Source organism: Moorena sp. SIO3I6 (assembly GCF_010672095.1).
Genome location: NZ_JAAHHU010000176.1, coordinates 1 through 10733, shown reverse-complemented (window position 1 = coordinate 10733; position 10733 = coordinate 1). Strand labels below are relative to the sequence as shown.

General features: G+C 42.6%; 13 protein-coding genes and 1 pseudogene. 11 read left to right on the top strand and 3 right to left on the bottom strand.

The window, feature by feature from the left end; all coding sequences use genetic code 11:
- The 5 genes and pseudogenes from F6K49_RS29845 to F6K49_RS29825 form a co-directional block, all read left to right on the top strand.
- Positions 1-207, top strand: a pseudogene (locus F6K49_RS29845) (asparagine synthetase B); the annotation flags it as partial.
- 118 nt (positions 208-325) lie between these two features.
- Complete coding sequence (locus F6K49_RS29840) at positions 326-520, top strand: lasso peptide (RefSeq protein ID WP_293038936.1); 195 nt, start codon at positions 326-328, stop codon at positions 518-520.
- Between the two features lie 156 nt (positions 521-676).
- Positions 677-874, top strand: a complete 198-nt coding sequence (locus tag F6K49_RS29835) for a lasso peptide (protein WP_293021195.1) — start codon at positions 677-679, stop codon at positions 872-874.
- Positions 875-958: 84 nt separating this feature from the next.
- Positions 959-1153, top strand: a complete 195-nt coding sequence (locus F6K49_RS29830; RefSeq protein WP_293021197.1) for a lasso peptide — start codon at positions 959-961, stop codon at positions 1151-1153.
- A gap of 90 nt (positions 1154-1243) precedes the next feature.
- Complete coding sequence (locus tag F6K49_RS29825) at positions 1244-1441, top strand: lasso peptide (protein ID WP_293021199.1); 198 nt, start codon at positions 1244-1246, stop codon at positions 1439-1441.
- Here F6K49_RS29825 and F6K49_RS29820 read toward each other — a convergent pair.
- Positions 1433-1576 carry a hypothetical protein gene (locus F6K49_RS29820; protein ID WP_293038935.1) on the bottom strand — a complete coding sequence of 48 codons (144 nt, stop codon included), beginning with the start codon at positions 1574-1576 and terminating at the stop codon, positions 1433-1435. The two genes, F6K49_RS29825 and F6K49_RS29820, sit on opposite strands and share 9 nt — an antisense overlap.
- Positions 1577-1695: 119 nt before the next feature.
- Here F6K49_RS29820 and F6K49_RS29815 point away from each other — a divergent pair, with 119 nt between their 5' ends.
- The 5 genes from F6K49_RS29815 (at position 1696) to F6K49_RS29795 (ending at position 7881) form a co-directional block, all read left to right on the top strand.
- A complete protein-coding gene (locus tag F6K49_RS29815; protein ID WP_293021202.1) occupies positions 1696-2622 on the top strand; it encodes a hypothetical protein in 927 nt (308 codons plus the stop codon).
- A gap of 8 nt (positions 2623-2630) precedes the next feature.
- A complete protein-coding gene (locus F6K49_RS29810; RefSeq protein ID WP_293021203.1) occupies positions 2631-4448 on the top strand; it encodes an ABC transporter ATP-binding protein in 1818 nt (605 codons plus the stop codon).
- A gap of 954 nt (positions 4449-5402) precedes the next feature.
- Positions 5403-6536, top strand: a complete 1134-nt coding sequence (locus tag F6K49_RS29805; protein WP_293083405.1) for a hypothetical protein — start codon at positions 5403-5405, stop codon at positions 6534-6536.
- A 305-nt stretch (positions 6537-6841) separates the two neighbouring features.
- Positions 6842-7630, top strand: coding sequence for an exodeoxyribonuclease III (gene xth / locus F6K49_RS29800; RefSeq protein ID WP_293038956.1), 789 nt, complete (start codon positions 6842-6844; stop codon positions 7628-7630).
- A 119-nt stretch (positions 7631-7749) separates the two neighbouring features.
- Positions 7750-7881, top strand: coding sequence for a hypothetical protein (locus tag F6K49_RS29795; RefSeq protein WP_293038927.1), 132 nt, complete (start codon positions 7750-7752; stop codon positions 7879-7881).
- On the opposite strand, the gene F6K49_RS29790 is transcribed toward F6K49_RS29795, so the two are convergent.
- A complete protein-coding gene (locus F6K49_RS29790; protein WP_293102409.1) occupies positions 7878-9983 on the bottom strand; it encodes a response regulator in 2106 nt (701 codons plus the stop codon). The two genes, F6K49_RS29795 and F6K49_RS29790, sit on opposite strands and share 4 nt — an antisense overlap.
- On the bottom strand, positions 9980-10444 hold the full coding sequence (locus tag F6K49_RS29785) for a response regulator (protein WP_364305338.1): 465 nt from the start codon (positions 10442-10444) through the stop codon (positions 9980-9982). The genes F6K49_RS29790 and F6K49_RS29785 overlap by 4 nt, the downstream gene beginning before the upstream one ends.
- Positions 10445-10528: 84 nt before the next feature.
- Between F6K49_RS29785 and F6K49_RS29780 the strand changes: the two genes are divergently transcribed.
- Positions 10529-10733 (top strand): hypothetical protein (locus F6K49_RS29780; protein ID WP_293102406.1); only part of this gene is annotated, 205 nt, incomplete at its 3' end.

The window sequence follows — 10733 nt, the reverse complement described above, 5'->3', positions numbered from 1 at the left end:
GGTCTGCTCACCCTAAATCGTCAGGTATTCGACGACGTGATCTTGAATAAGCTTGAACTCATTGAAGGGTACGTTGACACAGACTTTCTGAGACAAGTTCATCGACGCATGACCTCAGGAGGCAGGGTGCGAGAAAAAGACTGCATGACAGTCTGGCAGGGAATCATCTTGGCCTTGTGGCTTGACCGCACCCAAGTGACACCCTAAGTCTAACTTGGCAGGGAATCTACTTGGAATTCTGGTTTGGGCACAACCAAGAAACACCGTAAGTCCAATTCAGGCTGTAACTACCTTAAATTACTATCAGCAAAAGGAAAGTAAAACCATGCTAAAAACTTACACTACACCAGAGATGATTGTTCACGGCACCATTGAGGAGCTCACCGAAATCAGTGGACCTGATCGCATTGCAGATGTCCTGATTTTTAATGGTGATTTGAATAATCCCGCAGCTATATCAGATGACTCAATCAGCCTAGACTGCGATAACAATGGTAATTGTGATCCGTTCAAACAATAGTAACACAACTACTACTGGTGATAGTGAGTAATTAGCGATGCAGCGCGGTCTTGGGGGTTTCCCCCATGAGCGACTGCATCAAGACAGTGAGTAATTAATAGTTTAACTCAGGGTGTGACTACCTTAAACCACAATAACTACAACAAAAGTAACACCATGCTAAAAACCTACACTACACCAGAAATGATTGTTCACGGTTCTATTGAGGAGCTCACCGAAATCAGTGGACCTGATCGGATGGCAGATGTCCTGATTTTCAATGGTGATTTGAATAATCCCGCAGCTGAATCCGATGACTCAAGCAGCCTAGACTGCGATAACAATGGTAATTGTTCTCCGTTCCAACTACCGTAACAGGATTACTACTGATGAGTAATCAATAGTTTAACTCAGGGTGTGACTACCTTAAACCACAATAAGTACAAGGAAAGTAACACCATGCTAAAAAGCTACACTACTCCAGAGATGATTGTTCACGGTTCTATTGAGGAGCTCACCGAAATCAATGGACCTGATCGGATTTCAGATGTGCTGATTTTCAATGGTGATTTGGCTAATCCCGCAGCTGAATCAAACGACTCACAGAGCCTAGACTGCAATAATGGTAATTGTGTTGAGTTTAAACAACCGTAACACAATTACTACTATTGATGCTGACTAATCAATAGTTCAAATCAGGGTGTAACTACCTTAAGCTACCGTCAGCAAAAGCAAAGTAACACCATGGAAAAGAGCTACGCTACACCAGAGATGATTGTTCACGGCACTATTGAGCAGCTCACCCAAATAACTGGAGTTAGTACTACGTTAGATGTGCTGATTTTCAATGGTGATTTGGCTAATCCCGCAGCTGAATCAGATGGCTCAAGCAGCCTAGACTGCGATAACAATAATAATTGTGATCCGTTCAAACTACAGTAATACGATTAGCACTGGTGATGGTAAGTACTGAATATGAGTAGCGCCATTACCAAGGGCGACAAAGGTATTATCTACTACTAAATTATCTACTACTAAATTATCTAGTACTAAATTATCTACTACTAGCAAGATCATCCCCCAACTCGTTAGTGCTGCAACACTGACTCAGCAGAAGGGTCTTGGCTAGAGTTAGGGGACGCCTTTTTTGCTATCAAGTTCTCCCATCAAGTTTAACCTGCTCCTAAGTATCAATCATGTACATCTATACGGCCTACAACCTTTGTATTCATTCAGAGATTCCCTTACCTGAGCTATTGGAATCTCATGGACCCCCTGATGTGATCATACGTTTAGGGAAATTGAGTCATCTTCCTCCAGAAACAGCCAATTGGAGCAACCGTGTCCTTGGGGAATTGCATGGCAAAGCAAAGGTTTTGATTGAAGATGGGCGAGAGATTACTATCGAACCTGTGACAGGAGTAGACCAGTCCAAGCTCAGCCCTAACATCCTTGGAGCTTGTATGTCTGTGGTGCTGCGACAGAGGGGATTGCTAGTACTCCATGCTAGCAGCATTGTGGTCAACAATCAAGCGATCGCATTCATGGGTGGGTCAGGTTGGGGTAAATCCACCTTAGCAGGAGCGTTTCATCGGAAGGGTTATCAAGTAATAACTGATGATGTTATGCCTGTCAACCTTGATGACGGCTATCCTTTAATTATTCCTAGCTTCCCTCAGATTAAACTTTGGCCATCAGCAGCGGATTCTCTAGGACACAATTCTAACAGCTTACCTCCTCTTTACCCAAACGCACCAAAGCTTTCCTACACATTCAGTGATGGGTTTCAACGCACTGCTGTACCCCTGAAGCGACTCTATGTATTGGCCAAGGGAGACCAACATCAGATTACCAAGCTAACGCCTCAACAAGCGTTCCCTGAACTAGTCCGTCATAGCCGTGATGTAGATGTGCTAATTGCTCGAGACTGTGTCAGTACTCATCTGCGTCAATGCGCCAATCTAATCAAGACTGTATCTATCTGTCGCTTCACCAGAAAGCCTAATCTAATGGAACTTCCTGATCTAGTGGCCTTGGTGGAGAAAGATATCGAAGAAATCACTACTTCTGATAGTAGTAAAAAAGATCGCATCAATAGTATACTTCTAACCTCTAAACCTTAACACAAAAAATGGGAGCAGGCAAAACTTTAAGAAAAAAAATCCAGCAAACATTACGCCTTTTGCCTGCACTGCGTCTAGTCTGGCAAAGCAGTCCCTTTTGGACAGTAGCTCGCGTAGGAATTTTGCTGGTTCAGGGGATATTACCTCTACTATCAATTTATCTTACAAAACTAATTATTGATACAGTAACTGACGGATTACTTAATACTGATAAACAAGCCGTATTTCGTGATGTTTTACTTTTCCTAATCTTAGCCGGTACAGTTACTATTGTCACTACTCTTTTGAACTCCTTAGCTGAAGTAGTCAATACTGCTCATTCTCAGCGGGTGACTGACTACATGCAAGGGATTATTCATGATAAATCCCTAGAAGCTGACTTAGAGTACTACGAAAATGCCCTATACTACGATACATTACAAAGAGCTCAACAAGAAGCGCCCTACCGACCGCCCCGAGTCCTAAATCGTCTCACACAGATAGCTCAAAATAGTATTTCCTTGTTGGCGATGGTGAGTTTATTACTCTCCCTCCATTGGGGAATTGCTGGGATTTTATTTATTGCTGCTATGCCCGCGATGGTAGTACGGGTAAAATACTCTCGGGTTATCTATCGTTGGCAGCGTAAAAAAACACCCATGGAACGGCAATCCATGTATTTGGGTTACATGCTAACCTCAGACCAGTTTGCTAAAGAAATTCGGTTGTTTGATTTAGGGGTTTTCTTTACTGACTGGTATCGTCGCATCCGAGAGCAACTCTATAAGGAAAAAGTAGCCATTGCCACTGGACGCTCCTTTGCTAACTTTGGTGCTCAAGCCGTTGCCGGAATGTTAATCTTTTCTGTCTATGGCTTTATTGTCTATCAAACTGTCCATGGGGATTTGGGCTTAGGCGATTTAGTGCTGTATCACCAAGCGTTGCAGCGGGGACAAAATAATATTCGAGGGTTATTAACTAGTATATCTGGTCTTTATGAAGATAATTTATTCTTAGCTAACCTCTACGAATTTCTGGATCTAAAACCTAACGTTGTTGAACCAACTTATCCCAAACCAATTCCCCACTCCATGAGCCGTGGTATTGTTTTCGATCATGTTAGTTTCCAATACGGTACTACAACTCGTCAGGCACTTAAAAACATCAACCTCACGGTGCGACCAGGGGAAACTATAGCGCTAGTGGGAGAAAACGGTTCCGGTAAAACAACCTTAATTAAACTTTTGTGTCGTTTGTACGATCCAACCGCTGGCAGCATCACCATTGATGGGATTGATATCCGCAATTTTAAAATAGCTGACTTACGCCGCCAAATCAGTGTGATTTTCCAAGACTACGCTAAATATAATTTCACCGCTAAGGAAAATATCTGGTTAGCGGACATTGATTTACCACGAGATCACGAAACTATTATTGATGCTGCTCGTCGTTCTGGTGCTGATGATGTTATCACTAGTTTGCCCCAAGGGTATAATACCATGCTGGGCAAATTGTTTGACCAAGGGGAAGAACTTAGTATTGGTCAATGGCAGAAAATAGCCTTAGCACGAGCTTTTCTACGAGACTCTCAGGTTATTGTATTAGATGAGCCTACCTCTGCTATGGATCCTAAGGCAGAATACGAGGTGTTTATGAAATTCCGCGAACTGATCGAAGATCAAGCTGCTATTCTGATCACCCATCGCTTATCTACTGTGAAAATGGCTGACCGGATCTATGTGATGGACCAAGGTTCAATTGTAGAAAGCGGTACCCATGCGGAACTGATGCAGTTAGATGGTACTTATGCCCATTTGTTTGAAACTCAGGCTAAAAATTATCGGTAACTTGAAGGTCAGCTATCAGCTATCAGCTAATGCGCTATGGGCATTAGCTGGCCGCTGACCGCTGACTGCTGAATGCTTTCCTTCTGACTTCCCTACTCCCTACTCCCTACTCCCTACAACGATCTACCTCACCCAATTGAGAACTGCTATAGCATTTCCATTTGAGATGTGAACATAAAATTAAACTCTTTAGGTAACAGGAAACTCGGTATCTGCTAACAGGGGTAAGGAATACCGAGTTTTTTTGATTATAAAAAATTACCGATATAGGTTTACAACTTATTTGTAAATAGTCTAATAATGGCTATTTTTTTTAGCTGATCTTTAGAGATATTCTTTGGTTAAATAATTTAAGTTTTGTTAATTTTTTAGGTAATTGTGGAAAAAATCGATTAATTAGGATAAAGTTTAATTGAATTGAAGCGCTAAAATTATCAATCTTAATCCGCTTAAGATTAATCCGCTTAAGACAGTCTAAAGGCTACCGGGGTGAGAATCTGCAATTAGATTCATGAGCTATGGACTGTGAACCAAAATTTAGGATGGTATCTGGAATCAGTACTAGCTGTTAAGTCAATGATGGTAACCCTCACAAGTCCTCCTAATTAAAGGGGATTTCGGGAAATGAATAAAAGCTAAACTACTTGGTTTTACGTTTGTATTGCCTAAGTCATGAATCTGATAAGTTCAGGAATTTATTAATTTTTGTTAACGATAATTTGCTAAACAAAGGCTGCTTTATTGTCACATTAAAAAGCTAATTACTAAACCATAATAGCTAAAATTTAGCTACATATAGTTAGAGCGAAAGCCTTGCGCCCCTAGAATTAGACTTGAGCAACGGATGCAAAGGTAATTTCTGAACTGAAATGGCTGATCAAGGGGAGTCAAGAAACTACTGTATCCGTTTCTTGTGATTGCATCTACGCGCAATAGTTATTTGAGAAATTAATTATGAGTTTGGATGGCACAATATCTAAAACAATATCTAACTGTTTAGTTGGCGATATCTCTGAAATTGACAGCCAATCACTGGATTGCAAACCTTTGGGTAGCAAAAAGCAAAAGCTGTTTTCCTATGTTGCTTATGGTTTGGGAATTCACTCGGCGCTACCAATCCCAGAGTTTATCCCAGCAGAAGTAGAGTGTGATGTTACGATTCACATTCAGAGTAATGATTACAGTACGGGATGCGTTCCCGTAGCGGAGGCCGTAGGCCACGCTTTCGCCGTAGGCGACGCTGCGCGAACGGGAACGGCTGAGGCCGTAGGCCACGCTACGCGAACGCCGAATCGCAAAATCACTGACTACATTCCAAAGGAAGTTATCCAGCAGCCGATGGCTTTGCAGTTGAGTCCAGAGGAGGCGGTGATTTATCTCAAAGACACAGGGCTGTTTCTGGTACAGAGGGGAAACAGGATTACGATCATTCCCGCAGCAGAAGCCTCCCTTAGCCGCATTCAAACGGCTCTAGTGGGAACTGTGATGGCGATTCTGCTCTATCAGCGGGGATTGTTGGTGCTACATGCCAGTGTAGTCAATATTAATGGTGGTGCGGTTGTTTTCTTGGGTAATTCCGGTGAGGGTAAGTCTTCAATTGCTGCTGCACTCCATACTCAGGGATACAGAATCATCACTGATGATGTTGCACCTGTGACGTTGAATCAGGGGACAGCGAAAGTTGCTCCTAGCTTTCCTCAAATTAAACTAAGTCGAGAAGTAGCTGGGGTTTTGGGATATGACCAGGATAAGCTGGCTCTGCTGGTACCGAAGTTAAATAAACCTGGCTATCGGTTAAATCAGGATTTGACCGAAGCGCTACTACCAATCCGGTGCATCTATGTACTGGTTTCAGGTTCACAGTTGAGTATTAAGTCTCTGAAACTTCAGGAGGCGGTGATGGAACTATCCCGTCATTCCCGTCTCAACAGCTTATTTGACTCTGAGAAAGCATCCCATCTTCTTCAGTGTGCTCAGCTTGCCAATCAGTGTAGTGTTTATCGTCTCCAGCGACCTCGTAACTTGGCTTTGTTGCCAGAGTTAGCGAGGTTGGTGGCAGAACATCAATTTATACAGGGCCAAATCTAAAAGGTAACAGGTAACAGGTAATATAATAAATTACCTAAAGCCCGATTATCCATTACTCAAAACAACTTCGAGCTCCTAATCAACTGTTATAAAAAACTGTAATAAACCCCTTCAAACTAGTTGAAGGGGTTTACTTTAATCTGTCCGAGGTGATATCTATTCCTTTACCGCTAAACTAGCTTGTTTAAAACTATGGTAGTCTGGTTTTCGTGTCTGAGTGGAAGGTATCTATATCCTACTGGCCAATGCTGGCGTAGATGTAGTTGCTCTCTGTTCTAGACTAAATCTAATCACCTGTAGGACTAATGAAAATCGCTACCTGGAACGTCAACTCAATTCGGAGTCGCCAAGCTCAAGTAATAGATTGGTTGCAACGGACCCAAGTAGATGTGCTTTGCCTGCAAGAAACTAAAGTAGTGGATGCCCAGTTTCCGCGATCGCTTTTTGAAGAATTGGGGTATTACCTTTATATTTCTGGGCAAAAATCCTATAATGGTGTAGCCATTTTTAGCCGGAAACCAGCCACAGACGTAAGTACGGGCTTTGCTGCGGTGTTGGATACTGCTCAGGTCGGGGACTTAGATGAACAAAAGCGAGTGATTAGCGCTATAGTAGACGGCGTCCGCATTGTTAACCTCTATGTTCCCAATGGGGCTTCCGTGAACAGTGAGAAGTACGACTACAAGCTGCGTTGGTTGAAGATACTGCGGGACTATTTACACAGTATTCTAGAACAACAGTCCCATGAACTTTGTGTATGTGGGGACTTTAATATTGCCCCAGAAGACCGGGATATCCATGATCCTAAAGGCAAAGAAAACCACATCATGGCGTCCCCAGTAGAACGTCAAGCCCTACAATCGGTCTTAGACCTAGGGTTAGCGGATGCCTTTCGCAAATTTACCAAAGAAGGGGGTAATTTTAGTTGGTGGGACTATCGCACCCGTGCCTTTCGGGGTAATCGAGGTTGGCGCATTGACCATATCTACCTAACCCCCAATCTTTACAATCAAGCGATTAGTTGTACCATTGACATAGAACCGAGAAAACTAGATAAACCTAGCGACCATGCCCCTGTAATCGTCACGTTTTAGTCAAGTTTTAGTCAAGTTTTAAACGCAAAAGCTATGCAAATGGAAAATGGAAAATGGAAATTAACAATTAAACTTAATAATTAAAATTAACAAATAAAATCAACAATTAAAAATTACAATTGACAATTATAGCAGTCGAAGTAAAGGGTAATAAATGTTTCTGTTCCCTATTCCCTATTCCCTATTCCCTATTCCCTATTCCCAGATCCGCTGTTCCCAAAAACCCAGAACTTTGTACTCACCACAATTAATGACCTTTAAGCACACCATCAATAGCCTGCAATAATTCCTTAACCGTGTAAGGCTTAGACAAAAAGGTCTTAACTCCAGCTTCAGCCGCCGCATCGACTTTATCGCTAATAGGCAACCCACTGATACCAATAATTTTGATCTGCGAGTTAATGTCTCGCAATTGAAGGGTAGTTGTTGGTCCATCCATAACCGGCATCATCATATCCATCAGCACCAAGCTAATATCATCCTGATGTTGCCTATAGAGTGCGATCGCTTCCTTACCATCCCTGCTACTCATCACCCTATAGCCATAGTTTTCTAAGGACGTCTTGGTAATCTCACCAATAGCGGCTTCGTCATCCACCACTAAAATCAACTCACCGTTTCCTCTGGGTAGTTCTAGTTCTTCCTCGGCAGGAATTGGGGAGTGTTCTACTGCTGGCAAATATACTTTAAAGTTAGTACCTACGCCCACTTCACTATACACATTCACAAAACCGGCGTGACTTTTAACAATACCTCTGACCGTAGACAAACCCAGTCCTGTACCTTGACCGATTTCTTTAGTAGTGAAAAATGGTTCGAAAATTCTTGGCTGTATTTTCAAGGGAATACCAATACCAGTATCAGCAACGGTCACCACAATGTAGGGACCTACATCCGCATCAATATGCATCCTGACATAGTTTTGATCTAAAAAAATATTTTGAGCAGACAATGTCAAAGTTCCACCATCAACCATAGCATCACGAGCATTGATGCAGAGGTTCATCAAAACTTGGTGCAGTTGTGTGGCATCCCCAGATACTGACCAAAGATTAGGGTCTATATCCGTAGACAGTTCAATGGATCTGGGAAATGTTTCTAGGATAATGTGGCGAATTTCCCGAATTAAATGCCTGACTTGTAAAACCGTTCGTTTACCTGTAACACCCCGAGCAAACGATAAAACTTGCTTGACTAAACCAGCCCCCCGCCTAGTATTATTCTCTACAGTTTTTAGGAGTTGTAAATGCCGCTGATCTGAGATTTTCAGCTGCAACAATTGAGCAGACATTAGAATAGGAGCTAATAAGTTGTTCAAATCATGGGCAATGCCCCCAGCTAAGGTACCAATGCTCTCCATGCGCTGAGCGTGGAGAAACTGGGTTTCGAGTTGTTTCTTCTCAGTGATATTAGTATTGACAATCAAGATTGATTTGGGCTGTCCCTGAGAATTTTCCACCAAAGTCCAGCGACTTTCAACAATAATTTCTTTGCCATCTTTGGTGACTTGATTCAACTCACCATACCACTCCCCTGTTTTGGCAACACTTTGGTCTGCCTCGGCTAGCTCAGCTGGTGCTTGTTCGTACAACAGTAAATGCTCTTTTTTTCCAATCACTTCTGCTGCGTGCCAACCGTATAGAGACTCTGCCCCTTTATTCCAAAATGAGATAGTATTGTCTAGATCCCGAACCAGAATGGCATCCGTTGCCACATCCAACAACGCTGCTTGTTCCCGAATTTTTTGTTGGGCTTGCTGGCGCTCAAGGGCATAGCGGATGGAACGTTCTAGTAAAGGTGCTCTGAGTTGACTCTTATCTAGGTAATCTGCTGCCCCAGCTTTCATGGCTTCCATGTCAACCTCATGGTCTCCCTGAGCAGTTAGGAGGATAATCGGTGCTGTACACCCCCTGGCAATGGCTTCACGCAGGAGTTCAAGTCCATTATGCTCACCAAGACGGTAGTCTAGTAGATAAACATCATGGTGGTTCTGACCAATCATTTCTAAGCCTTTACCATAGGTTGCCACCCACGTCAAGCTAAATCTAGCCTTCTGGTTTTCCAACAGTAAATCACGAGTTAGAATATAGTCATCTTCGTCATCATCAACGAGTAATACGTTAACCAAAGGGTTGTACATTGGTCTGGTACCATAGGAATAGAAGGAAATTAGTGGAGAATCGAGAGTTCTAAGTTCTGACTTGGGTAAGCAATTTGCCAGGTTTGTGATCAACGAACATTGATGAGGGTCGGTTTTGGAAATAGTCCTGAGTGGATCAGTCTTTAGTGGTACACTAGAAACATCATAAGAAACATCAGAACTTTCAGCTTTCGGTTGTGAGCATTTACTCATGGCAGTCTATTCCCTTCGGGGGGCAATTCGGCGATGTCCAACCAGTACTTTTTTAACGTTTGCATCACCTCAATTAGGGAACTATAGGTGACAGGCTTAACGATGAAAGAATTTGCTCCTAAGTTGTAACTGTGATAAATATCTTCTTCAGCCTTTGAGGTAGTCAGCACCACAACTGGTATAGTTCGTAGATTAGGATCAGCCCTAATTTCTATGAGGGCCTCACGACCATCTTTTTTCGGCATGTTCAAATCCAGTAGGATTAAACTTGGACGAGGGGACATGCTCGCCTGCGTGTGTTTACCACGGTGATATAGATAATCCATCAATTCTTCGCCATCACTGACAAAGTATAGTTCATTGGTCAACTGACTCTCTAAGAGAGCCTCCCTTGCCAACAGACAATCATCCGGATCATCATCTGCCATTAAAATTACCACGGGATTTCGGCTTTCATTCACTAAGCATTATCTCCTCGACCAACAATTATAAAGGAATTACAAAGGAATTATGAAGGAATTATGAAGGTTCAAGGGATAAAAAATTTGAGGTATAGCAGAAGTCAGAAGTCAGAAGTCAGAAGTCAGAAGTCAGAAGTCAGAAGTCAGAAGTCAGAAGTCAGAAGTCAGAAGTCAGAAGTCAGAAGTCAGAAGTCAGAAGTCAGAAGTCAGAAGTCAGAAGTCAAACTCTTGCGCTTACTTAGGTTTGAGACTTTTGTCATGTCCGCGCCTGCCCTGGCGACTGCTATAT

Excerpts from the sequence above, each read along its gene's own strand:
- F6K49_RS29840 (WP_293038936.1), top strand. The coding sequence starts at position 326 with ATGCTAAAAACTTACACTACACCAGAGATGATTGTTCACGGCACCATT.
- F6K49_RS29835 (WP_293021195.1), top strand. The coding sequence starts at position 677 with ATGCTAAAAACCTACACTACACCAGAAATGATTGTTCACGGTTCTATT.
- F6K49_RS29830 (WP_293021197.1), top strand. The coding sequence starts at position 959 with ATGCTAAAAAGCTACACTACTCCAGAGATGATTGTTCACGGTTCTATT.
- F6K49_RS29825 (WP_293021199.1), top strand. The coding sequence starts at position 1,244 with ATGGAAAAGAGCTACGCTACACCAGAGATGATTGTTCACGGCACTATT.
- F6K49_RS29820 (WP_293038935.1), bottom strand. The coding sequence starts at position 1,576 with ATGATCTTGCTAGTAGTAGATAATTTAGTACTAGATAATTTAGTAGTA.
- F6K49_RS29815 (WP_293021202.1), top strand. The coding sequence starts at position 1,696 with ATGTACATCTATACGGCCTACAACCTTTGTATTCATTCAGAGATTCCC.
- F6K49_RS29810 (WP_293021203.1), top strand. The coding sequence starts at position 2,631 with ATGGGAGCAGGCAAAACTTTAAGAAAAAAAATCCAGCAAACATTACGC.
- F6K49_RS29805 (WP_293083405.1), top strand. The coding sequence starts at position 5,403 with ATGAGTTTGGATGGCACAATATCTAAAACAATATCTAACTGTTTAGTT.
- xth (WP_293038956.1), top strand. The coding sequence starts at position 6,842 with ATGAAAATCGCTACCTGGAACGTCAACTCAATTCGGAGTCGCCAAGCT.
- F6K49_RS29790 (WP_293102409.1), bottom strand. The coding sequence starts at position 9,983 with ATGAGTAAATGCTCACAACCGAAAGCTGAAAGTTCTGATGTTTCTTAT.